Origin of the sequence: Paracoccus sp. (in: a-proteobacteria), assembly GCF_030538755.1 — a bacterium.
Taxonomy (GTDB): Bacteria; Pseudomonadota; Alphaproteobacteria; order Rhodobacterales; family Rhodobacteraceae; genus Paracoccus.
In genome coordinates, this window is record NZ_JAUNTJ010000013.1 from 26,685 (window position 1) to 48,489 (window position 21,805).

General features: G+C 65.7%; 20 protein-coding genes. 5 read left to right on the forward strand and 15 right to left on the reverse strand.

Going from position 1 to position 21,805, the window contains the following annotated elements; all coding sequences use genetic code 11:
* Window positions 1-42 precede the first annotated feature (42 nt).
* The gene (locus tag Q4G14_RS09455; protein ID WP_303361492.1) at window positions 43-1,005 is read right to left on the reverse strand and encodes a GlxA family transcriptional regulator; all 963 of its coding nucleotides are present in this window, start codon (window positions 1,003-1,005) and stop codon (window positions 43-45) included.
* Window positions 1,006-1,134: 129 nt separating this feature from the next.
* On the opposite strand from Q4G14_RS09455, the gene Q4G14_RS09460 reads away from it, so the two are divergent.
* Window positions 1,135-2,541: a class II 3-deoxy-7-phosphoheptulonate synthase gene (locus Q4G14_RS09460; RefSeq protein WP_303361493.1), complete on the forward strand. Its 1,407-nt coding sequence runs from the start codon at window positions 1,135-1,137 to the stop codon at window positions 2,539-2,541.
* Between the two features lie 82 nt (window positions 2,542-2,623).
* On the opposite strand, the gene Q4G14_RS09465 is transcribed toward Q4G14_RS09460, so the two are convergent.
* The 3 genes from Q4G14_RS09465 to tkt form a co-directional block, all read right to left on the reverse strand.
* The gene (locus tag Q4G14_RS09465; RefSeq protein ID WP_303361494.1) at window positions 2,624-3,490 is read right to left on the reverse strand and encodes a lysophospholipid acyltransferase family protein; all 867 of its coding nucleotides are present in this window, start codon (window positions 3,488-3,490) and stop codon (window positions 2,624-2,626) included.
* Complete coding sequence (locus Q4G14_RS09470; RefSeq protein WP_303361495.1) at window positions 3,483-4,403, reverse strand: DMT family transporter; 921 nt, start codon at window positions 4,401-4,403, stop codon at window positions 3,483-3,485. Before Q4G14_RS09470 ends, Q4G14_RS09465 begins: the two co-directional genes overlap by 8 nt.
* Window positions 4,404-4,488: 85 nt before the next feature.
* Window positions 4,489-6,510, reverse strand: coding sequence for a transketolase (tkt, locus tag Q4G14_RS09475; protein ID WP_303361496.1), 2,022 nt, complete (start codon window positions 6,508-6,510; stop codon window positions 4,489-4,491).
* 112 nt (window positions 6,511-6,622) lie between these two features.
* Here tkt and Q4G14_RS09480 point away from each other — a divergent pair, with 112 nt between their 5' ends.
* Complete coding sequence (locus tag Q4G14_RS09480) at window positions 6,623-8,641, forward strand: hypothetical protein (protein ID WP_303361497.1); 2,019 nt, start codon at window positions 6,623-6,625, stop codon at window positions 8,639-8,641.
* Here Q4G14_RS09480 and Q4G14_RS09485 read toward each other — a convergent pair.
* The 4 genes from Q4G14_RS09485 to Q4G14_RS09500 are packed head-to-tail and all read right to left on the reverse strand — an operon-like array spanning window position 8,630 to window position 12,649.
* Entirely contained in the window at window positions 8,630-10,042 is a 1,413-nt protein-coding gene (locus Q4G14_RS09485) for an HlyC/CorC family transporter (protein ID WP_303361498.1), read from the reverse strand. The two genes, Q4G14_RS09480 and Q4G14_RS09485, sit on opposite strands and share 12 nt — an antisense overlap.
* Window positions 10,039-11,046 (reverse strand): site-specific tyrosine recombinase XerD, encoded by a 1,008-nt coding sequence (locus tag Q4G14_RS09490; protein WP_303361499.1) that lies wholly within the window; start codon window positions 11,044-11,046, stop codon window positions 10,039-10,041. The genes Q4G14_RS09485 and Q4G14_RS09490 overlap by 4 nt, the downstream gene beginning before the upstream one ends.
* Window positions 11,043-12,518: a hypothetical protein gene (locus Q4G14_RS09495; protein ID WP_303361500.1), complete on the reverse strand. Its 1,476-nt coding sequence runs from the start codon at window positions 12,516-12,518 to the stop codon at window positions 11,043-11,045. The genes Q4G14_RS09490 and Q4G14_RS09495 overlap by 4 nt, the downstream gene beginning before the upstream one ends.
* Window positions 12,515-12,649, reverse strand: coding sequence for a hypothetical protein (locus Q4G14_RS09500; protein WP_303361501.1), 135 nt, complete (start codon window positions 12,647-12,649; stop codon window positions 12,515-12,517). The genes Q4G14_RS09495 and Q4G14_RS09500 overlap by 4 nt, the downstream gene beginning before the upstream one ends.
* Window positions 12,650-12,825: 176 nt before the next feature.
* Here Q4G14_RS09500 and Q4G14_RS09505 point away from each other — a divergent pair, with 176 nt between their 5' ends.
* Window positions 12,826-13,392, forward strand: a complete 567-nt coding sequence (locus Q4G14_RS09505) for a shikimate kinase (protein WP_303361502.1) — start codon at window positions 12,826-12,828, stop codon at window positions 13,390-13,392.
* Window positions 13,389-14,501, forward strand: coding sequence for a 3-dehydroquinate synthase (gene aroB, locus Q4G14_RS09510; protein ID WP_303361503.1), 1,113 nt, complete (start codon window positions 13,389-13,391; stop codon window positions 14,499-14,501). The genes Q4G14_RS09505 and aroB overlap by 4 nt, the downstream gene beginning before the upstream one ends.
* A 128-nt stretch (window positions 14,502-14,629) precedes the next feature.
* Here aroB and Q4G14_RS15060 read toward each other — a convergent pair whose 3' ends face one another.
* The 3 genes from Q4G14_RS15060 to ssb all read right to left on the reverse strand — a co-directional run bounded on the left by Q4G14_RS15060 (window position 14,630) and on the right by ssb (window position 17,652).
* Window positions 14,630-14,806, reverse strand: coding sequence for a hypothetical protein (locus tag Q4G14_RS15060; protein ID WP_368661349.1), 177 nt, complete (start codon window positions 14,804-14,806; stop codon window positions 14,630-14,632).
* Complete coding sequence (locus Q4G14_RS09515; RefSeq protein ID WP_303361504.1) at window positions 14,752-16,428, reverse strand: reverse transcriptase domain-containing protein; 1,677 nt, start codon at window positions 16,426-16,428, stop codon at window positions 14,752-14,754. Before Q4G14_RS09515 ends, Q4G14_RS15060 begins: the two co-directional genes overlap by 55 nt.
* Window positions 16,429-17,136: 708 nt before the next feature.
* Entirely contained in the window at window positions 17,137-17,652 is a 516-nt protein-coding gene (gene ssb, locus Q4G14_RS09520) for a single-stranded DNA-binding protein (RefSeq protein WP_303361505.1), read from the reverse strand.
* 215 nt (window positions 17,653-17,867) lie between these two features.
* Between ssb and Q4G14_RS09525 the strand changes: the two genes are divergently transcribed.
* The gene (locus Q4G14_RS09525) at window positions 17,868-18,494 is read left to right on the forward strand and encodes a lytic transglycosylase domain-containing protein (protein WP_303361506.1); all 627 of its coding nucleotides are present in this window, start codon (window positions 17,868-17,870) and stop codon (window positions 18,492-18,494) included.
* A gap of 4 nt (window positions 18,495-18,498) precedes the next feature.
* Here the strand turns inward: Q4G14_RS09525 and Q4G14_RS09530 are convergent, their stop codons facing one another.
* The 4 genes from Q4G14_RS09530 to Q4G14_RS09545 all read right to left on the reverse strand — a co-directional run bounded on the left by Q4G14_RS09530 (window position 18,499) and on the right by Q4G14_RS09545 (window position 21,762).
* Window positions 18,499-18,828 carry a DUF6665 family protein gene (locus Q4G14_RS09530; protein WP_303361507.1) on the reverse strand — a complete coding sequence of 110 codons (330 nt, stop codon included), beginning with the start codon at window positions 18,826-18,828 and terminating at the stop codon, window positions 18,499-18,501.
* A gap of 77 nt (window positions 18,829-18,905) precedes the next feature.
* Entirely contained in the window at window positions 18,906-20,207 is a 1,302-nt protein-coding gene (locus Q4G14_RS09535) for a homoserine dehydrogenase (RefSeq protein WP_303361508.1), read from the reverse strand.
* 111 nt (window positions 20,208-20,318) lie between these two features.
* Window positions 20,319-20,897, reverse strand: a complete 579-nt coding sequence (locus Q4G14_RS09540) for a hypothetical protein (RefSeq protein ID WP_303361509.1) — start codon at window positions 20,895-20,897, stop codon at window positions 20,319-20,321.
* Between the two features lie 70 nt (window positions 20,898-20,967).
* Window positions 20,968-21,762 (reverse strand): hypothetical protein, encoded by a 795-nt coding sequence (locus tag Q4G14_RS09545; RefSeq protein WP_368661350.1) that lies wholly within the window; start codon window positions 21,760-21,762, stop codon window positions 20,968-20,970.
* Window positions 21,763-21,805: the final 43 nt, after the last annotated feature.

Below are 21,805 nucleotides of genomic sequence, written 5' to 3' on the forward strand. Positions count from 1 at the left end.
TAACGGGTCAGTGGTTAAGGGCAGGTTAACGGCGTGACAGGATCAGTCGCCGCCCATGCCGCGTTCGCGGTAAGGGGTGCTGCCATATTGCGCGCGGTAGCATTTCGAAAAATGCGACGGGCTGGAAAAGCCGCAGGCCAGCGCCACCTCGATGATGGTCAGGTCGGTCTGCATCAGCAGGTTGCGCGCCCGCCCCAGCCGCGTTTCCATGTAATACCGCTTGGGGCTGCGGTTCAGATAGCGGCGGAACAGCCGTTCCAGCTGTCGTGTGGACATGCCTGCGTCGGCGGCCAGTTGTGCCGGGCTGACGGGTTCTTCCAGATTTTCCTCCATCCGGGCGATGACGGCGGCAAGGCGCGGGTGGCGCACGCCGATGCGGGTGGGGATCGACAGGCGCTGCCGGTCCTGCCCGGTGCGGATGCCGGTATGCAGCAACTGGTCGGCCACATCGGCGGCCAGCGGGTCGCCGTGTTCCTCGGCGATCAGGTGCAGCATCAGGTCGATGGACGAGGTGCCGCCCGCCGCCGTGATCCGGTTGCCGTCATGCACAAAAACCGAGCGGTAAAGATCGACCTCGGGGAAGGCTTCGGCAAAACCGTCGTGGTTTTCCCAATGAATCGTCGCCCGCCGCCCGTCCAGCAGGCCCGCCCGCGCCAGCAGCCATGCGCCGGTGCAGACCGCCCCCATCTGCGCCCCGCCGCGCGCCATGCGCCGCAGAAAAGCCATGGCGGGCCTGGATGCCGTTTGTGCGATGTCGATGCCGCCGCAGACCACCACCGTTTCCTTGCGGCCCGGTTCGATCTCTAACCCCGTGTCCAGCGCGACGCGGACGCCGTTGGAACAGGTGGCGTGATCGCCCCCCTCGCCCGCCAGCCGCCACTCATACAGGCGTCGTCCGGCGGCGCGGTTGGCCAGCCGCAAAGGCTCGATCGCGGCGGTAAAGGGCATCATTGTGAAACGAGGCAGCAGCAGAAACGTAAAGCATCGCGGTTTATCTGTGTCCATGATCGGTCTGTTATTGATTTTCCGGCAAATCAGCAGGGAAAACCGTGCCGCGCAAGGGGGCGCGCTCTTTTCCTTGACGCCGGGTTCTTCTATAACCCGGCGACATTTCTGTTCCCGGAGGACCGTATCATGACGCAGGAATCCCGCACCGCCGCCAGCCATAACTGGGACAAGGCAGGCTGGCGCGCCTATCCCCGCGTCCAGATGCCGGATTATACCGATGCGGCGGCTCTGCACGCGGTCGAGGCACAACTGTCCAAATATCCGCCACTGGTCTTCGCCGGCGAGGCACGGCGCCTGCGCGCGCAACTGGCCGAAGTCGCCGCAGGCAAGGCATTTCTGTTGCAGGGCGGCGATTGCGCCGAAAGTTTCGCTGAATTTTCCGCCGACAACATCCGCGACACCTTCAAGGTGATGCTGCAAATGGCCGTGGTGCTGACCTGGGGCGCGCAACTGCCCGTGGTCAAGGTGGGCCGCATGGCCGGGCAATTCGCCAAGCCGCGTTCCGCGCCGACCGAAACCGTGGATGGCGTGGAACTGCCCAGCTATCGCGGCGACATCATCAACGGTTTCGACTTTACCGAAACCGCGCGCGTGCCCGACCCGAACCGGATGCTGATGGCCTATACGCAGGCGGCGGCCAGCCTGAACCTGCTGCGCGCCTTCTCGACCGGCGGTTATGCCGATATACAGCGCGTCCAAAGCTGGATCAGCGATTTCGCCGGCGGCCCCGAGGCGGCGCGCTATGCCGAGGTGGCCGAACGCATCAGTGACGCGATGGCCTTTATGGCGGCGGCGGGCGTGACCGCCGAAACCGCGCATGATCTGGGCACGGTGGATTTCTATACCAGCCACGAGGCGCTGTTGCTGGAATACGAACAGGCGCTGGCGCGCACCGATTCCACCACCGGCCTGCCCGTGGCCGGGTCCGGCCATATGCTGTGGATCGGCGACCGCACCCGTCAGGTGGATGGCGCGCATGTCGAATTTGCGCGCGGGGTGCAGAACCCCATCGGCCTGAAATGCGGCCCCTCGATTTCCGAGGATGACCTCAAGGCGCTGATCTGGAAGCTGAACCCGGATAACGATCCGGGCCGTCTGACGCTGATCGCGCGCTTTGGCGCGGGCAAGGTGGGCGACAATCTGCCACGCCTGATCCGCGCCGTTCAGGCCGAGGGCGCGAATGTCGTCTGGTCCTGCGATCCGATGCACGGCAACACGATCAAATCGGCCTCGGGCTATAAGACGCGGCCGTTCGATTCGGTGCTGCGCGAGGTGCGCGAGTTCTTTGCCATCCACGCGGCAGAAGGCACCATCCCCGGCGGCGTGCATTTCGAGATGACCGGCAAGGATGTGACCGAATGCACCGGCGGCGTGCGCGCGGTGACGGATGAAGACCTGTCCGACCGCTATCACACCGCCTGCGACCCGCGCCTGAACGCCAGCCAGTCGCTGGAACTGGCCTTCCTCGTGTCCGAGGAACTGCGCGCCCGCCGCCGCAATGGCGGTGCCGCGCAGAGTGTCAAGGCGGGCTGATTGCTGCAACAGCCGGGGGGCGCTGTGTCCCCCGGCCTGCTGCCAGGCCGCACTGGTTTGCCGCCGTGGCCTGCGCGGCGCGTTATTTCCAGCGCCGGTGAATCCAGAACCACTGGTCCATATGCTGGCGGACCAGTTGTTCCAGATCGTCATTCAGCGCCTGCATCATCTGCTCCGGCGTGTCCGCTGCGATGGCCGGGCCGATCTGGATGCGGAAGGTCAGCCCGTCGGGCTGGCGGATGCCCGCAATCGGCACCAGAAGCGCATCATATTTCAGCGCCAGTTCCGCAGGCGTCAGTACGGTGCGGGTCGGCAGGCCGAAAAAGCGCAGCTCGGGCGCGTCATAGGTGTATTGGTCAAACCCCAGCGCCAGCATACCGCCGCCGCGCAGGAATTTCAGCATCGCCCCCATGCCCGACCGGCTGCGCGGAAACAGCGGTTGGGCAATGGCATTGATCGCGGGGATATAGTGTTCGTTGAACGCCTGATTGTTCATCGGGCGGAACAGCCCGCCCACGGGCCAGCCCCGTGCGGCCAGCGCGGCGCGCATGGCGTCGTAATTGCCGAAATGCGCGCAGGCCAGAATGACCGGGCGCCCCTCATCCGCCGCCTGTTCCAGCAGCGGCAGGCCGGGGCCTTGCATGACGGCGGTATCGCGGATGTGGGCGGTGAATTCCTCGCCCGAATAGATTTCCGCCAGCGACCGGCCCGCGTTGTCGGGCACGGCGCGGATCAGGCGGCGGACCTCGGCGGGGGGCAGGTCGGGCCGGGCCAGCGCCAGATTGGCGCGGATGCGTTTGCGCCAGCCGGCGATGGGGGCGATCACGCGCGCCATCACCCAGCCCGCCGCCGCGATCCTGTGCCGATAGGGCAGCAGGCCCGCAGCCCGCATCAGCGCGGCAAAGGCTCCGCTGCTGAGCCTGTCGGCGAAACCGGGGGTGTCAGCCATGTTGTGCCGCCTTTGCTTCGCGTGACCAGACATACAGCCCGGCGCCCACGATGATCGCCGCGCCGGTCAGGCTGAGCATATCCGGGATTTGCCCGAAAAACAGCCAGCCCCAAAGCCCCGCCCAGATCAGCCCGGTATAGCCAAAGGGCGCGATGGCCCCTGCCTCGGCCAGTGCAAAGGCGCGGATCAGCATGGCCTGGCTGATCGTGCCCAGAATGCCGATCAGCACAAAGGCCCACAGGTGGCCAGTGTCGGGCATTGTCCAGAAAAACGGCACCGCCAGCGAGGACAGCACCGTTCCCATCGCCGCCGACCAGACAACCGAAGTGGCGGTGGAATCGAACCGCACCACCCGTGTCAGCAAGGCCCCCGCGGCATAGGTAAAGGCTCCGATCAGCGGCAGCAGCGCGGCGGGCTGAAACACGCCCGCACCCGGTTTGATAATCAGCATCGCGCCGATCATGGCCACCACGATCCCGGCGATGCGGCGCGGCCCGATCTTTTCGCCCAGAAACAGCGCCGCCCCTAGGGTAATCAGCACCGGGTTCAGGTCCATGATCGCGGTTGCCTCGGCCAGACCGATGAACTGGATCGAGGTAAAGAACAGCATCACCGATGCGATCTGCGTCAGCCCGCGTGCGAATTGCAGGCCCGGTTGCCGTGTCCGCATGGTGGCGGCCAGACGCGGGCCAAAGATCAGCGCAACCAGCACCATATTGCCGACGAAACGCGCCCAGACCACCTGCACCGGGTGATAGAACTGGGTCAGATGCTTGGCCGTCGCATCCATCAGCGTAAAGGTAAAGATGGCGGCCAGCAGCAGTGCGATCCCGGCGGCCTGTTCACCGCCGGGCTGGCGTTTGCCGTCCTTTTCGCGCCCCATCAGCGCAAAGGCGCGCGGCAGGACGGGCATCAGGCGTTGCCCCCAAAGAGCGTATTTGGACAAACAGGAAGCGGGGCCTGATTTATCCGAATACCCTCGTCAGGGGCTTGGGCCATCACAGCAGATCCCGCGCCAGTTCGGCAACGGCCTGGGCGGTGATCCCGAATTCCTTGTAGAGTTCGGGGGCCGGGGCGGATGCGCCGAAGCCTGTCATGCCGATGAAGCCTGCCTTTTTCTCGCGCCCGCGTTCGCCCAGCAGCAGCCAATCCCACGGCTGGCGCACGGCGGCCTCGATCGCGATGCGGACCGGGCCTTTGGGCAGGATGTCCTTGCGGTAATCCCTGGGCTGGTTGCGGAACAGTTCCATCGAGGGGACCGAGACGACGCGGGTGGCGATGCCTTCGGCCTCCAGCGTGTCGCGGGCGGCGACGGCGATTTCCACCTCGGAGCCGGTGGCCATCAGGATGACCTCGGGTTCGTCGCTGGCTTCGCGCAGGATATAGGCGCCGCGTGCCGACAGGTTTTCGCCCGCATCCTCGCGCAGCAGGGGCAGGTTCTGCCGCGACAGGGCCAGCACCGAGGGGGTGCTTTCCTGCGACAGCGCGATTTCCCACGCTTCGGCGGTTTCGATCTGGTCGCAGGGGCGCAGCACCAGTGTGTTGGGTGTGGCGCGGCTGATGGCCAGATGTTCGACCGGCTGGTGAGTCGGGCCGTCTTCGCCCAGACCGATGGAATCATGGGTCATCACATAGACCACCGGCAGACCCATCAACGCCGACAGGCGCATGGCCCCGCGCGCATAGTCGGTAAAGGCCATGAAGGTGCCGCCATAGGGGCGGAAGCCGCCGTGCAGCCAGATGCCGTTCATCGCCGCCGCCATGCCGTGTTCGCGGATGCCATAGTGCAGATAGCGGCCCTTGCGGTTATCGGGGCCGAACACGCCCAGATCCGGCGTTTTGGTGTTGTTCGAACCCGTCAGGTCGGCCGAGCCGCCAAAGTTTTCCGGCATCACCGGGTTCAGCGCCTCGAGCACGTTTTCGCTGGCTTTGCGGGTGGCAACCTTGGGTTTGGCTTCCAGCGACTGCTGTTTCAGCGTCTGAACCGTGGCGGCCAGTTTCGGTGTTGCGTCACCGCCGATGCGGCGGGCGAATTCGTCGCGCTGATCGGTCGGCAGCGCATCGACGCGGCCTGCCCAGTCTTTGCGGGCGTCGCCGCCGCGCGCGCCGATCTTGCGCCATTCGTCCAGCACGTCCTGCGGGATGACGAATGCGTCGTGATCCCAGCCATAGGCGCTGCGGGTGGCGGCGATTTCGTCTTTGCCCAGCGGCGAGCCATGTGCCTTGTAGCTGTCGGCCTTGGTCGGAGCGCCAAAGCCGATGATGGTTTTCGCGGCGACCAGAGTCGGGCGGCCATCGTCGTTTTTCGCCTGCGTCAGGGCGCGGTCGATGTCGGCGGCGTCGTGGCCGTCGCATTCCAGCACGCGCCAGCCGGCGGCGGCAAAGCGTGCCTTTTGATCGGTTTTATCCGACAGCGACACGCGGCCGTCGATGGTGATGTCGTTGTCGTCCCAGATCACGATCAGGCGGCCAAGCTGCTGGCGGCCGGCCAGGCCGATGGCCTCGTGGCTGATGCCTTCCATCAGGCAGCCGTCACCGGCGATGACCCAGGTGCGGTGGTCGCACAGGGCGGGGCCGAATTCGGCGCGCATCGCCTCTTCGGCGATGGCCATGCCGACGGCGGTGGCGATGCCCTGACCCAGCGGGCCGGTGGTGGTTTCCACGCCCTCGACATGGCCATATTCGGGGTGGCCCGCCGTGATCGCGCCCAATTGGCGGAAGTTCCTGATCTGATCCAGCGTCATCTGTTCGTATCCGGTCAGATACAGCAGCGAATAGATCAGCATCGAGCCATGCCCGGCGGACAGCACGAAACGGTCGCGGTCGAACCAGTTCGGTGCCGAGGCATCGAATTTCAGGTGGTTGCGGAACAGCACGGTGGCCACATCGGCCAGACCCATCGGCGCGCCGGGGTGGCCCGAATTGGCGGCCTCGACCGCGTCCATGGTCAGGGCGCGGATGGCGGTGGCAAGGTTCCAGTGCAGCGGTTCGGCGGCCTTTCGGCGGGCAGCAACATCCATCGGGCGTCCTTTCGGCGTTAAACTTTGCTGGTGTGATATGCAGCCCGCGCCCCTGTTGCAAGCGCAAGCCGCGCCCGATAGCTTTGCGCGCGCCGCAACAGGAACCTGCCTCATGACCGATCTTCCCGCCATCACCGGCTTTCGTCAGGATCGCGTCGGCGCGCGGATCGTGTGCCTGCTGAATGTGATCCGGCTGGGGCAGGAGTTCGGTGTTCCGGCGCGGTTCATGTGGTTAAGCGATCCCTCTGGCCCTTATCCTGAACTGGTCGATCCGGGGCATTTTCTGGATGCCGGTTTTGTGGCGCAGCATATCGGCGTGGTGTCGCGCGGACCTGATCTGGCCAGGCTGCGCAATCTGTCGGCGCTGGCCCCGACGATGGACCGCGATCTGTTCGCCAGGATGCTGTCGCGCGGCGACGGGTTTTTCTGCGACACGGCCTTTGGCGCGCTGTGTCTGATCGACGAAGGCGAAAACGAGGTCCGCGCCCGGCTGGCCGCCATCGCCGCGGATCTGCCGCTGTCGCCACGTCTGCGTGATGAGCTGGCGCGCCTGCGCGACCGTCTTGCGCAGGGCAGCGGGGGGGGCACACCTGCGGCCATTCACGTCCGGCGGGGCGATATTCTGGATAGCGATCCGTGGAGCCTGTCGTCATGGCCCGGAAAATACGTTCCCGACGAATTTTTCCGCGCGTGGATCGAGCGGCAGCCGGGGCCGGTGGTCGCCTTTTCCGATACGCCCGCCGCCGTGCATCATCTGGCGCAGGGCGATCCCAAGGTGATGCTGATCGACGATCTGCTGCGGGATCGGGGCCTGCTGCCGGCTGAACGCGACGTGCTGGAATTGCTGGTGATGGGCGATTTCGCGCGGATCGGCGCGCCGTCCAACAGCGCCTTTTCCCGTGCGGCGCAACTGGTGGGCCGCGCGCGGGTCGAGCCGCTGCCAACGGCCCTGCCGCGCCCGGCGCTGATCGCGGCCTATGATGCGCTGCTGGATCGGGTGATCGAGCGGCCCGACAGCTTTTTTGCCTTGGGCGATCTGGCGCAGTCGCTGCATTACGCGGGTGCCCATGCGCTGACGACCGGGCAGGGGGCGCGGCTGGCGCGGGCACGGGCGCAGGATCAGGCGCTGATGACGGCACATCCCTTTACGCGGCTGGTGCTGGCGCAGGCGGCGCTGGCGGGGGGGATGCGCGAACTGGCGCAGGATCAGCTGGCCGCCGCGCTGGACGATGAGCGCACCCGGCGGCGCGACCGGCAGCAATGCGAACAGATGCTGACGCTGATCGAATCAGAGGAAACCGATTTCGACATCGACGAGGCGCTGATCGAACATGTCTTCATCGGCCGCAGCCTTGGCCCCGATATTGTCGTGCCGATCTTTGCCGCGCGCGCCTTGCTGGCCGAGGGGCGGGCGGGCAAGGCGCTGATGTTCCCGCCGGAACTGGCCATCGGGCTGGTGCGCGGCACCGGCGATGGCGATGATCCGGCAGTCGCTGCCCTTGGCGGCGGGGCGCGCGCGCGGGTCTTGCCCGGCTGGCTGTATATGATGGACTGGGCCGAACTGCTGCCCGACGAAGCCTCGCGCGAACCGATGCGCCGCTATCCGGCGCTGTCCGCCAAGCTGCGCACCATCGGCCCCGATGCCGCCGAGGTCGAGGCCCGGCTGGAGGCAGGCGAACAGCCCCCCGCCCCCGAAACCGAAAAGCAGGCGCGCCGGATCGGGCTGTATGGGGCCGCGCTGGCGGTTCATGGCCGCTATCGCCGGGCGATGCAGGTGCAGACATGGCTGCAAGGGCACATGCCCAATGACCCGCTGACATGGAAACGGATCGCCGACATCCACTTTGCCCATGGCAATGCGCATCGCGGCATGACGAATCTGGATCAGGCATTGGCGCTGATGCGCAGCAACCCGCTGCTGCAACTGTCCAAGGCGCGGCGGATGGCGGCGGCGGGGCGGCAGCGCGGCGCGGTGTTCCATCTGGGCCGGGCCGAGGGCTTTTGGCCCGGCCTGAACCTGTGGGCGCAACAGCGTATTCTGATTAACCGCGCGCTGCGGGCGGCGGCACAGCAGGCCGCCGATGCGCCCGCCACCCCGACCCCGCCCAAAACGCCGCCCTCAGCCGGCTAAGCCGCCGTCCGTGCCGGATGCCGCATCGCCCGCCTGACTGCGCGACAGCGGGCGGATGCGCAGCTTGGCGATGCGGTTTTCGCGCCGTTGCAGCACCTCGAAGCGATAACCGTGAAAGCTGAACACCTGCCCCTGTTCGGGGATCGACTGCGCCATGTGGATGACCAGCCCGGCGACGGTGTTCGCCTCGTCATCGGGCAGGGTCCAGTCCAGCGCCCGGTTCAGGTCGCGGATCGTCATGGCACCATCGACGACGTAATCGCCATGCGGCCCGGCGGTCAGCGCGCCCGCCGCCTCGGCATCGTGTTCGTCGGTGATCTCGCCGACGATTTCTTCCAGAATGTCTTCCAGCGTAATCAGCCCGCGGATGCTGCCATATTCGTCCACCACCAGCGCAAAATGAGTGCGCCGCTTTAGAAACTCGCGCATCTGTTCGTCCAGCGCGGTGGTGTCGGGGACGAAATAGGGCTTCATCGCCACCGCCATCACGTCGAAATCGCGCACCGCATCGGCGGGGTCGCCTTGGCCGTCATAGGCGCTGCGATGGACGGCGCGCAGCACGTCCTTGGCGTGCAGCACCCCGACGACGTTTTCGCGTTCGTTGCGATACAGCGGCAGGCGGGTGTGCGAACTGTCCAGCACCGCCTGAAGAATTTCGGCAGGCGGCAGGCCCGCGTCGATCATCTCGATTTCCGAGCGGTGGCGCATCACCTCTTCGACCGAGCGGTTGCCCAGATCCAGCGCCCCCAGCAGGCGGTCGCGGTCCTCTTTCTGGACGGCGCCGGTGGCCTGACCGATCGACAGCGCGCCGGCGATTTCTTCGTGCAGGCTGAACATCGCCCCGGCGGGATCGGTCTTGACGCCGAACAGACGCAAAAGGCCACGCACGATCACCCGCACGATGGCAACGATGGGCGACAGGACCAGGGTGATCCAGCGGATCGGGCGGGCAACGCGGCGGGCCATATCCTCGGGCGCGGAAATGGCATAGGTTTTCGGCATCACCTCGGAAAAGATCAGCACCAGAATGGTGACGACGGCGGTTGCGATGGCAACGCCCTTGGGGCCGAACACGGCGGTCATCAGCGCCGTCGCCAGCGAGGCCGACAGGATGTTCACCACGTTATTGCCCAGCAGGATCGCGCCGATCAGCCGCTCGCTGTCTTTGGTTACGGCCAGTGCGGTTTGCGACCCGGTGTCGCCCTTGTCGGCGCGGGCCTGCAACTTGCCCCGGCTGGCCGCCGTCAGCGCGGTTTCCGAACCGGAAAAGAACGCCGAGACCATCAGCAGCACCACGATCACCGCGCTGGTGGCCCAGAAGGCGGCGTCAAAGCGGCTGCCGGTCTGCGTGGCGGCGTCGGCGGTCTGCGCAAGGGCGGCGGTGCCAAGGGCGGAAATCATCGTCTTGTCCCTGAAATGTCTGATGGGTCGGAAACACTGGCCGCGCCGGAATTGCGCGCCAGCGGGTGGTGATCCAGCACCAGCCGCCGCATCCGGTCGGCCAGCACATGGGTATAAATCTCGGTCGTGCCAAGATCGGCATGGCCCAGCAAGGTCTGGATCGCGCGCAGATCGGCACCGCCTTCCAGCAGATGCGTGGCGAAGGCGTGGCGGATGACATGCGGCGTTACCCGCGCCGGGGCGATCCCGGCCAGAACCGCCATCTGGTCCAGCAGCCGCCCGAACACCTGCCGGGGCATATGCCCGGCGGCCGAGGGCGCGGGAAACAGCCAGCGCGCGCCGTGCCCGGCCACCAGCCGCCCCAGCGCCGTGTCGGCGGGCGCATTGTCGCGCAGCACCAGCCAATGCGTCAGCGCATCGCGCGCCGGGCGTGACAGCGGCACCATGCGATCCTTGTTGCCCTTGCCCCGGATCAGCAGCACCTGCGGATCGCCGCGCGTGGCCGCCACCGGCAGGCCGACCAGTTCGCTGACACGCATCCCGGTGGCATAAAGCAGTTCGATCAGGCAGGCGTTGCGCGCCTGTTCGGCGGCATCGCGCCCGGCGCGGGGGGCGGCGGCGATCAGCGATTCCACCTCGGCCATGGTCAGCGACCGGGGCAGGCGCGCCGCCCGGCCCGGCCCGGTGATGCGGATGGCCGGATCATCGGCGCGCCAGCCCTCGGACAGGGCAAAGGCGCAGAACTGCCGGATCGAGGACAACCGCCGCGCCCGCGTGGACCGCGCCAGACCAAGCGCGTCGCAGGCGGCCAGGTAATCCTCGATCTGGTCGCGGGTGGCGCTGGTCAGATCGGTGCCGCGCGCCGACAGATGGGCGGCAAAGTCGATCAGGTCGCGGCCATAACCTTCCAGCGTGTTGCGCGCCGCCCCGCGTTCGGCGGCCATCGCATCCAGAAAGGCGGAAATGGCGCGGTCGCCTTGCGGGGGGGGTGGGGCTGCGCTCATCGGTTGCGGGCCGCCTGCTGGCGTTCCAGCGCGATCTGCGCGGCGGCCAGCCGGGCGTCGTCTTCCAACCCCAGCCCGGCCAGCGAGGCCAGCCCGCGCGCCGCGCGCATGTCGTCGCCGTCGATTGCGGCGTCGATGTCGGCCATGGCGGCCAGCAACGCCTCGCCCTTGCGGGCATCGGGGGGCTGCGTCGGATCGGGCAGGGGGGGCGTGTCGCCCTGACCGACCCAGCCGCGCAGCCGGGCCAGCGCGGCCTGCGCCTGCGGTGTGGTGGCGGACAGCGACGGCAGGGCGGGGGCCAGCATCTGCGCCAGCACATCCTCGGCCCCGGCACTGGCAAAGGTGGCGGCGGCATCGGTCAGCAACTGATCGGGCGCGGTGTCGCCGCCGGTGATCGCCCGGTCCAGCGCCTGCACCGCCGCCGCCCGGTCCCACACCCCGCCCGAGGCCGCGGGCCGCTGTTCGCTGTAGATCGCCAGCATATCCGCAGGCGACAGAACCCCCACCGCCGCCAGCCGCTCGGCCGCGTCCAGCCGCGCCTTCCAGCCGCTGTTGGCGCGCAGGTCGGAATGGGCAAAGGCAATCGGCAGATGCGAGGTCGGCAGCGGCTGGCCCACCGCCTCCAGAATGCGCAGGTCCAGCGGGGTCAGCGGGTCGGGCGGGACAAGAGCCTGACCGGCATCGACATAGGAATCGTCCAGAAATTGCTGCATCAGCCCGTTGCGGTCCGGGTCCATCAGCCCCAGATCGCTGGCGCCGTGAAAGACGATGGCCGCCGCCGACCAGTCGCCCGATTGCGCCAGACAAAAGATGCGCGCGGCAAAGCTGGGTGCGATGCCGGGGGTGGCGTTCATCATCTGACAGGCCTGCATTTCGTCGCCGTCCAGCAGAGCGATGTCGAACAGGCGGCGAAACACCTCGGGCTTGCCGCTGCCGGCCTGCTGCATCAGCAAGGCGCGCGCGGCTTCCAGATTGCCCATGTCCAGCAGCCGGTCCGCGCGGGCCAGAAACAGCCGTCCGCGCGGCGAATCACCGGCGGGTGCGGCAAGCTGCGCGGTCAGCAGCCGCTGCATCAGCGCGGTCATCGCGGGCAGGCGGGTCGGGGTCTGGCGGATCAGCCGCGCCAGATCATCGGCGGCGCTGCCGTTCCACAGATCGCCGGGCAGGCCCGCTGCATCGGGCGTGACGGTGCCCGCCGTGTCAGGGTCTTCGCTGTCCAGCCGCGAAACCGTCACCCGCCCGACCGAACCTGTGCGCGCCACGGGCTCAATCGGTGCGCGCGGCGCAGCGTCCTGTGGGCTGGCGGGCTGGCGGGGCGGGCGCGCATCACCGGGCCGCCAGCCCGACGCCTGACGCGGGGGGGCCTGAACCGAGCCGGACAGCCAGTCGCTGGCGGACAAGGGCGATTGCGCCGGGGCAGCCCCTGCCGCCGCCAGCCCGATCGCCAGTGCCGCCGTCAGCCTGTGGATCACCCAAGCCCCTCCAGCGCGACGGGCTGGCGGATTTCCTGTTGCTGCGGCTCCATATCGCCCAGATAGGCATAACCGATCAGCCCCAGAGCCGCCGCCACCAGCAGCACCGCCAGAAATTTCACCAGCCGCATGTTTCGTCCTTGCCTTGTCTTACCTTATTCCGCCAGTCGCGCTTATGCCCGACCGATGCCGGTCTGCGCCAGCCGGGGTGGACTATATAGGGCAATTCCGCAAAGATCACGCCATTCGGTGCAGATCGTGCCGGGATAACACAAGTCTTTGACGACGCGGGGCGAATCGGCGGTTTATGGGGCAGGAAAAGGGCAGGCGGCTGGCGCGGCACATCGTGCTGATCGGCATGATGGGCGCCGGAAAAACGGCGGTTGGTTCGGAAACGGCGCGCAGGCTGGGCGTGCCCTTCACCGATTCCGATGTCGAGATCGAGGCCGCCGCCGCCATGTCCATCAGCGAAATCTTTGCCCGCGACGGCGAAACCTTTTTCCGCGACCGTGAAACGCAGGTGCTGTCGCGCATCCTGAGCGGGCCGCCGGGGATCGTCTCGACCGGGGGCGGGGCGTGGATGCGGCCGGAAAACCGTGCGCTGATCCGCGAACACGGGCTGGCGGTGTGGATCGACTGCGATCTGGAAACGCTGTGGCACCGGGTGCGGCAGCGGCCCACCCGCCCCTTGCTGCAAACCGCCGACCCCAAGGGCACGCTGGCATCGCTGATCGAAACCCGCTCGCCCGTTTATGCCACGGCGGATCTGGTCTTTGAATCGCGCGCCGGTGATACGGTCGAGGCGGCCAGTGCCCGCATGATCGACCTTATCCGCTCAGCCGACCCCGACATCTGCGAAAGGACCGCCCCATGACCCCCCTTGCCGAGACCCGCGTTCACGTCGCCCTTGGGGATCGCGCCTATGACGTGCTGATCGGGCGCGGCCTGATCGGGCGGGCGGGCGATCTGATCGCGCCCCTGCTGCGCCGTCCGCGCGTGGCGATTCTGACCGATGAAACGGTGGCCGGGCTGCATCTGGCCCCGTTGCAGGCGGCGCTGTCGGCGGCGGGGATCACCAGTTCCGCCCTGACCCTGCCTGCGGGCGAGGCCACCAAAAGCTGGGATCATCTGGGCCGCGCGGTCAACTGGCTGCTGGCCGAAAAGATCGAGCGGCGCGATGTGGTCATCGCCCTGGGTGGCGGGGTGATCGGCGATCTGGCGGGCTTTGCTGCCGCGATCCTGCGGCGCGGCGTGCGATTCGTGCAACTGCCCACCTCCTTGCTGGCGCAGGTTGACAGTTCGGTCGGGGGCAAGACCGGCATCAACAGCCCGCATGGCAAGAACCTGATCGGCGCCTTTCATCAGCCCTCGCTGGTGCTGGCCGACATCGACGTTCTGGCCAGCCTGCCGCCGCGCGATTTTCTGGCCGGTTACGGCGAGGTGGTGAAATACGGTCTGCTGGGCGACGCCGCCTTTTTCGAGTGGCTAGAGGCAAACGGCCCGGCCCTGCGCGATGATCCGGCGCTGTTGCAGCACGCGGTCGCCCATTCCGTCGCCATGAAGGCCGGCATCGTCGAGCGTGACGAGACCGAGCAGGGCGAACGCGCGCTGCTGAACCTTGGCCACACCTTTTGCCACGCGCTGGAATCGGCCACCGGCTATTCCGCGCGGCTGCTGCATGGCGAGGGCGTGGCGATCGGCTGCGCCCTGGCCTTTGATCTGTCGGCGCGCATGGGGCTTTGCCCGCAGGAAGACCCCAGCCGGGTCGCCGCGCATCTGTCGGCCATGGGGATGAAGGCGCGGATCGCCGATATTGCGGGCGATCTGCCCGATGATGCGGCGCTGATCGCCTTGATGGGGCAGGATAAAAAGGTGGTGGACGGGCGGCTGCGCTTTGTGCTGGCGCGCGGTATTGGTCAGGCGTTTGTCAGCGACGATGTGCAGCGCACCGATCTGGCGGCAGTTCTGGCGGCCTCGCGTTAACGGCGGCTGATCTGCCAAAGCGATGACGCCGCCCGTTGCGGGGCGGCGTCACGAAAAGTAGGGTAGAGCACGTGTTTCCGGGTTTGCCGGATGACCGTTGCTCCCCCTCCGAACCGGACGTGCGGCTTTCACCGCATCCGGCTCTCCATTTCCGATCCTGCAAGAGCAAAGCGATTGTCCGAGAGCGTGCCCCGGTGAAGATCAACATGGCATGGGCGGCATAGCACCAAAGTCTTGCGACGCCGGGCACTCATAAGCCGCTGCCAGTGCGAGGTTCCATCCTTGAGGTCCGCGAGCTTGCGCACGTGATAACCTCGAACGGAGCATCTTCAGTTCCGCAGTATTCACATTTTCGGGCCGCAATCCGTCGCAGCAGTTCCGAGCGAGATGCGAAGATGTGGATATTCGGCTTTTCATCGGAGTTTTGCGAGACGACGACCCATCGGTGTTTCAACCGGAACACCGGCAGACGCCGTTCCTCTCCTTCCAGATGATAGGCAAGCGAGTGGCCATGTACCGGGCAGCGCATACGCGCAAACATTTTACCCCAGCTTGTGTCGTGCTTCCGCGCCAGCGTTTTGTAGAGGCTCGTGTGGGCCATCCATTCCAGCCGGTTCAGATAGTACTTCGGTGCCAGTGCATAATAATTTGCGAACCCGCGAAGCTCCGCGTTGTATTGGGCTACGATCTCGTAGTCCGACAACGGCAGCATCATGGACTTGAAGCGTATGTCATTTCTCCCGGCGTCCATGACGCCATATCCTTTCGCCATAGCGAAGTTACGGGTTTTCTCTTCCGGCACATAGAGATGGATGTGATCGGTCACCGTGCGCTTGACAGCAAAGACTGTCTTGCCCGCAGCTTCCAACCGACATTTCATGCGTTTGTCGAGCCGACGGGTTTGGACCCCGTAGCCGAGGAAGACGGTGCCTTTGTTCATGGCACCCATCCGCGATTTCTCCGCCGAGATGGTGAGCTTCAGCGGCCCCTCAACGAAGGACCGGACCTCTGCCATGATCTGCGCGGCCTCCTCTTTCGCGCCGACGATGCCGATAAGGAAGTCGTCGGCGTATCGCACGTAGTGCAATCGCTTGAATCCCTCGTCATGCATGTCAACGCTGGGGAGAAGTGCTTTTGCCGCCTCCATCTCCTGCATTTCCTGTCGCCACCTTGCTGCGTTTGGATGGCTGTCGCCATGCATGCGCAGTTTTTGACGGCGAATGGATGCAAGATTATTCAGACGGCAGTACTCGGGATTGGGTTTCCTTCGAGCACCTCGATTGAATGCCGCGATCCGGGTCTCCATAAACTGATCGAGTTCATGGAGGTAGATGTTGGCGAGGATCGGCGATACGACGCCACCCTGCGGTGTCCCGCTGTAAGTGGCGTTATATGTCCAATCTTCGAGATAACCGGCCACGAGGAATTCCCTGATCAGATTCAGGAACACAGGATCATCGATCTTGCGCGCCAGAAGACCAAGCAGGGTTTCATGGTCGATATTGTCGAAGTAGCCCTTGATGTCGACTTCGCAGATCCACTTGGTGCCTTTCCACGATCGAACAATCTGGTTGAGCGCCGTGTGGCATGAACGCCCCGGCCGGAAGCCATGCGACCGGTCCGAGAAGACCGGTTCATAGATCACTTCCAGCAGGGTGCGCACGACCTCCTGCACCAGTTTGTCGTCGCCCGTGGGAATGCCGAGCGGGCGCTTCTTGCCTGCCGGATTCTTCGGGTCCTTGAGGATGTAAGTCCTGCGAACCGGAGAGGGTTTGTAGATGCCTGCGCTGATGGCATGCATCAACGCAGCAACTCGTTCCTCCCCGAACCCGTCGAGAGTGTTGCCCGTAACGCCGGGGGTGAGCGCCCCCTTGTTGGCGTAGAGCTTTGCATAGGCCGAATACCACAAATCCGCATGCGTTCGCATGAGCTTGTGGAGTTTCCGGACCCTTGCCCCTCCGCAGGTGGCTTTACCCACGCCTTCCAATGCCGTGACGGTGCGAGCGGATAGCACTGACTACCCTCCCTCGGGCATTCGTTGGCGTTGATCGTAAACTGCTCCCCTTCCTCCTTACCTCGGCGGGTTTCGTGGCCGTTGCCGGTCACTTATGCTGCCGTTTCAGGTCGGGCTGGTTACCGACTGCAATCCCCGTTACAGGATCACATCGAGTACTATGGGAGCTCCGTCGCCATATTGGACATGCATCCAACTTAGGCGATCCCGTATTCCCAGTCGGACAAGAACCGCTGTGGTTAGGCCCCGCGTTCGACCCTTTGCCACTCTCATTGAGCAGGCGTCGGAGAAGTCAGGTGAGGCAGCGTTCTAATCTCACTGCTCCATTCTCCGAGATGGCGTCTCATCAGTCTTTCGCCACCGATATCCCAAAACCGCTAAGGTCTACGATTCAACCAATCAAGGCTTGGCCATACACAGCTTGCAATGACGAAGACCGCGCTAGACTGATTCGCCGTCACTCGCCTTTTGTCCCAATATGCTGTTTTCCCCCGCCGGTTTTCACCGGTTACTTCCTGTTACCAGGCCGAGGTGAATTGGGCTTGCAATGAACCTCCTGACAGTTCATGCTTACGAGGAAATTCCCCGTAAGCACTTGTTTCGACTAGTAAAACGGCGCACTCAGAACGGGATTTCGTCGTCGTAATCGGCGCGGCTGCCGCCGCCACCGGACGAACCGCCCCGGCTGCCGCCGCCCGAGGGGCCGTCGTCATAGCCGCCACCGCCGCCATACCCGCCCCGGTCGCCGCCATAGCTGCCGCCACCACCGCCGCCGCCCGAGCCGCCGCGGCCGTCCAGCATGTGCAGTTCAGACCGATAGGGGCGCAGGGCGACCTCGGTCGAATAGCGGTCGTTGCCGGACTGGTCCTGCCATTTGCGGGTTTCCAACTGACCCTCGACATAGACCTTGCTGCCCTTTTTCAAATACTGCTCGGCCACGCGGACCAGCGGTTCGGAATGGATGACGACGCTGTGCCATTCGGTCCGTTCGCGCCGTTCGCCGCTGTTACGGTCCTTCCACTGTTCGGATGTGGCGATACGCAGGTTGGCGATCTTGCCCCCGTTCTGGAAGGTGCGGATTTCCGGGTCTTGCCCCAGATTCCCGACCAGAATGACCTTGTTGACGCTGCCTGCCATGGAATGTCCTTCACTGTGCCTTTGACGCCGTGATGCGCCGCTTGGGCGTGTTTACAGCCTGCTGCGGCGGGGCGAAAGGCCAAGATGGCCAACGCCTTTTTCGGCGGAAAATCGCCGAGCTTTCGGCGCCATTTCGGTGCCGGAATTGTGGTGCTGGTTCCGCCGGGGGATTTTGCTATAGTCCCGGCAACGAAAAGACAGACGAGGGCGGTGACATGGGTTTTGGCAGGCATTTGCGTGCGGCTGTGGTCGTGGCCTTGGGGCTTGGGGTGGCATTGCCCGCCGGGGCGCAGGGGCTGTTGGTGCCGCAGGGGTCTGATCGGTCGCGCGCCGCGCAATTCGACCGGCAAACCCGGCTGATGGATTCGCGGCTGGCCAGCCAGTATCAGCAATCCGCCCGGCTGCGCCCGGATGGCGGCAATCGTTCGCAGGTGGTGATCGAGCTGTCCTCGAACAACATCCCCGCCTATCGCGGGCGGCGCAGCGAATATCTGCCCCATGCCCGCGCCGCAGCCCGCAAGCATGGCATCCCCGAGGACCTGTTCCTGCGGCTGGTGCAGCAGGAATCGGGCTGGAACCCGCGCGCGCGGTCGCATAAAGGCGCGACCGGGCTGGCGCAGCTGATGCCCGGCACGGCGGCCAAGCTGGGCGTGAACCCGCATGATCCGGTGCAGAATCTGGACGGCGGGGCGCGCTATCTGCGGATGATGTATAACCAGTTCGGCAACTGGCGGCTGGCTTTGGCTGCGTATAACGCCGGACCGGGGGCCGTGACCAAGCATGGCGGCATCCCGCCCTATCGCGAAACCATCAACTATGTGCGGATCATTTCCGGCAGCTAAAGGCTCAGGGTGCGTCTGACGCGGGCGCGGCCTGCTGCGCGCCCATGCGGCCCAGGACGGATTGCGGGATCGCGTAAAGGCGGATGACGGCGGGCCAATCATGCAGGCCGGCCAGTTCGCGCAGCACCATGAATTCCCACGCGGCATTTGCGGCCAGAGTCAGTTCCGCTTGGGTCGCGGGATCGGGCAGCGCAGCCAATGCGCGTTCCAGCCGCCGCCCGGCGCGGCCAAGCGCCGATGCGCGTTCGGCCTGCAATTCCACATCCAGCGGCGAATCGCCCAGCTTGTCGCGGGTGGTCGCCCAGTCCATGCGCAAGCGGATGTCTGCCCTCATCAGCGTTCCTTTCGGGGGCGCGGTTGCCCCCAAAGAAGCGTATTTGGGCAAACAGGAAGCGGCAAGGCCGGGGTGGATCACACCTCTTCGATGCGCAGTTCGACGGGTTCGCCCAGAAGCACGCCGGTTTTGGGCAGCTGTTCGATGGCAAAGTCGATGGCGTCGGGGGTGGTTTTGTCGGTGACGATCAGCACCGGCACGCCGTCGCCGTCGTGGTGGCTGTATTGCCGCATCCGGTCGATGGAAATGCCTGCATCGCCCAGAACCGAGGCGATTTTTGCCAGCGCGCCGGGTTTATCCAGCAATTCCATGCGCATGTAATAGGCGGCAGGCACCGCCGTGCGTGCGGGTTGTGCCGCCGTCAGCGAGGCGGCGGGCTGGCCAAAGACCGGCAGGCGCACGCCGCGCGCGATTTCCACGATGTCCGACATGACGGCGCTTGCCGTGGGGCCTTCGCCCGCGCCGGCACCGCGCAGGACGATCTGGCCTACGCTGTCGCCTTCGACCACCACCATATTGGTGCCGCCGACCAGTTGCCCCAGCGGGCTGTCGGCCGGGACAAGACAGGGTGACATACGCTGTTCCAGCCCGCGCGCGGTCATCTGTGCCACGCCCAGCAATTTGATGCGATAGCCCATGTCGCGGGCGCGGTTGATGTCGTCGATGCTGACCCGCTCGATCCCTTCGATTTCCACCGCATCGAAATCAACCTGCGTGCCAAAGGCGATGGCCGACAGGATCGCCAGCTTGTGCCCGGCGTCGATGCCGCCCACGTCCAGCGTCGGGTCCGCTTCGAGATAGCCAAGCTGCCGCGCCTCGTCGAATACGGTTTCATAGGGCAGGCCCGCGCTTTCCATCCGGGTGAGGATATAGTTGCAGGTGCCGTTCATCACCCCCATGACGCGGGTCATGCCATTGCCAGCCAGCGATTCCGTCAGCGTCTTGATGACCGGGATGCCGCCTGCCACGGCGGCCTCGAACCGGATGACGCGGCCAAGGGATTCGGCCAGTTCGGCCAGTTCGTGACCGTGGATCGCCAGCAGCGCCTTGTTCGCGGTGACGACATCCTTGCCGGCGCGCAGTGCGGCCTCGATACTGTCGCGGGCGATGCCGGCGTCGCCGCCGATCAGTTCGACATAGACATCCACATCGTCGCGCTGCGCCAGATCGACGGGCGAATCTTCCCAGCCGAATTCCGACATGTCGAAATCGCGGTTCTTGTGGCGATCACGGGCCGACACGGCGCTGACCGTCAGCGGGCGGCCCGAGCGGTTGCCCAGCAGGTCGGCATGGCGCTGGATGATTTTGACCACGCCGGTTCCTACCGTGCCAAGCCCGGCGATACCAAGGCGGAGGGGGGCGCTGTCGGTCGTGGTCATGTCTGGCCTCTTGTCCTGAATTGGCCGGGTGTTAGCGCGGGTCGCGCCGCGCGGCAAGGCGACAAACGGCTACAGCCAGGCCCGCAAGCCTGACCTGCGGATAATCCGGCGTCAGCCGCATGGCGGTTCGCTGGCCCCGTTCGGGTGCTGACCGGCGATCTGTCCGGCGATGCCGGTGGCGCGCATGATCGCCAGACAGCGCCGCGCCGCCGCAAGGGTCTGATCGCGCAGGCGGTTCACCTCGGTTGCGGTCATCGGGCCGGGCGGGGGTGCGCCCTTGGTGTTGATGAAGGTCGGTTGCCACAGCCCTTCGGTATGGGTGGGCCGCCACGAGGCATGGCAGATCAGGTTGCGCAGCTTGCGAATGTCGCGCAGCTCGGCGATCAGCGGCTTGCGCCCCTCGGCCCCGCTGTCGCGGCTGGCGGCGGCAAAGGCGTCGATCAGTGTGCCCATGCTGTCGTCGGCCAGATTCTCCATCCGCTCGATCCAGTCCTGCAAGGCGGCGTCGCTGGCGCTTTCGCCCAGGCCTTTCAGGGTCAGCGAATAGATCGCGCGTTTCAGCGATTCTTCCAGAAAGCCAAAGGATGCGACGGCATGGCCGATGGCCTGTGCCATGTCGGGGTCAAGCTGGGGGCAGGGGCGGTCGGGTTGCGTCATGGTTCCTTGGGCGCGGTCGCGATATGATGTCATGGTATGTCCGCTGCCCAAAATCGCAAGAGCATGGTGCCCGGCTGATCGGATTGAGGCGGGCGAGCCGCTGTCAGGGCAGATGCGCGCCCAGCATCCAGCCTTCCCATGCCTGTTCGTCGGCGGTCAGCGGCGGATGTTCGGGCCGGTGGCCGTCATGGGTCGCGATCATTCCGATAGCCCCCACCAGCGCGTCAAAGGCATCGTCGTTCGCCTTGGCCTTATGCCCGGCAAATCCGGTGCGGACCATATGTTCTATGGGGGGCGACAGGGTGATGGATAACGCCTGCGCCTTGTCCAAAAGCGCCGGGGCCAGTGCCATCAGTTTCTGCGGATCGGTTTTGCCCGGCTTTTGCCGGGGCGTCAGCCCCAGCAGGTCGTAAAACCGGGTGGGATAGGTTTCGGCCAGCGTCAGGCGGGCGGTGCTGTCGTGCAGATCGCCGTCAAAGGGCCAGAGGTGGCTTTCGCCTTGCAAGGGCAGGATGATCTCTTTCAGGCCCGCGATCATGGCCTTGCCAACCTGATTGCCGCCAAGCGTCCAGAACATGACCGCCGCCGCGTTGCCCATACCTGCCGCGCGGTCGCAGCGCCTGTGCAACTGATCCCACGTCAGGTTCAGGGCGTTGGTCAGTTGTGCCCGGTGCTGGCTGCCCTTTTCGGCCGTGGCCTGCGGATAGAACGGGCGATAAACCGAGATGTCTTGAACGATCTGCCCCGGTAACAGCCAATGTGGCCACTGTCCGCAAGACAGAGCCTGCAAAAAGGCGCGGAAATGCGGAAACCCGGTTCTTTGCGCATAGGCGGTGGGCAAGCCGATGGGGAAATCGAACCCGGCCAGAACCTGATGATTGCGGCTTGCCTGTCGCAAACCATTGGCAACGTCGGCAGGGAACAGGTCCGCTGCTGGCGCA

What these genes read in the sequence shown, in the direction of transcription:
- Q4G14_RS09530 (WP_303361507.1), bottom strand. Translation starts at nt 18,828, where the DNA reads ATGAGGGCAGACATCCGCTTGCGCATGGACTGGGCGACCACCCGCGAC.
- Q4G14_RS09525 (WP_303361506.1), top strand. Translation starts at nt 17,868, where the DNA reads ATGGGTTTTGGCAGGCATTTGCGTGCGGCTGTGGTCGTGGCCTTGGGG.
- Q4G14_RS09515 (WP_303361504.1), bottom strand. Translation starts at nt 16,428, where the DNA reads ATGCGAACGCATGCGGATTTGTGGTATTCGGCCTATGCAAAGCTCTAC.
- Q4G14_RS09470 (WP_303361495.1), bottom strand. Translation starts at nt 4,403, where the DNA reads ATGCCCGTCCTGCCGCGCGCCTTTGCGCTGATGGGGCGCGAAAAGGAC.
- Q4G14_RS09490 (WP_303361499.1), bottom strand. Translation starts at nt 11,046, where the DNA reads ATGAGCGCAGCCCCACCCCCCCCGCAAGGCGACCGCGCCATTTCCGCC.
- Q4G14_RS09455 (WP_303361492.1), bottom strand. Translation starts at nt 1,005, where the DNA reads ATGGACACAGATAAACCGCGATGCTTTACGTTTCTGCTGCTGCCTCGT.
- Q4G14_RS09460 (WP_303361493.1), top strand. Translation starts at nt 1,135, where the DNA reads ATGACGCAGGAATCCCGCACCGCCGCCAGCCATAACTGGGACAAGGCA.
- Q4G14_RS09465 (WP_303361494.1), bottom strand. Translation starts at nt 3,490, where the DNA reads ATGGCTGACACCCCCGGTTTCGCCGACAGGCTCAGCAGCGGAGCCTTT.
- ssb (WP_303361505.1), bottom strand. Translation starts at nt 17,652, where the DNA reads ATGGCAGGCAGCGTCAACAAGGTCATTCTGGTCGGGAATCTGGGGCAA.
- aroB (WP_303361503.1), top strand. Translation starts at nt 13,389, where the DNA reads ATGACCCCCCTTGCCGAGACCCGCGTTCACGTCGCCCTTGGGGATCGC.
- Q4G14_RS09535 (WP_303361508.1), bottom strand. Translation starts at nt 20,207, where the DNA reads ATGACCACGACCGACAGCGCCCCCCTCCGCCTTGGTATCGCCGGGCTT.
- tkt (WP_303361496.1), bottom strand. Translation starts at nt 6,510, where the DNA reads ATGGATGTTGCTGCCCGCCGAAAGGCCGCCGAACCGCTGCACTGGAAC.
- Q4G14_RS09540 (WP_303361509.1), bottom strand. Translation starts at nt 20,897, where the DNA reads ATGACATCATATCGCGACCGCGCCCAAGGAACCATGACGCAACCCGAC.
- Q4G14_RS09485 (WP_303361498.1), bottom strand. Translation starts at nt 10,042, where the DNA reads ATGATTTCCGCCCTTGGCACCGCCGCCCTTGCGCAGACCGCCGACGCC.
- Q4G14_RS09505 (WP_303361502.1), top strand. Translation starts at nt 12,826, where the DNA reads ATGGGGCAGGAAAAGGGCAGGCGGCTGGCGCGGCACATCGTGCTGATC.
- Q4G14_RS09500 (WP_303361501.1), bottom strand. Translation starts at nt 12,649, where the DNA reads ATGCGGCTGGTGAAATTTCTGGCGGTGCTGCTGGTGGCGGCGGCTCTG.
- Q4G14_RS09480 (WP_303361497.1), top strand. Translation starts at nt 6,623, where the DNA reads ATGACCGATCTTCCCGCCATCACCGGCTTTCGTCAGGATCGCGTCGGC.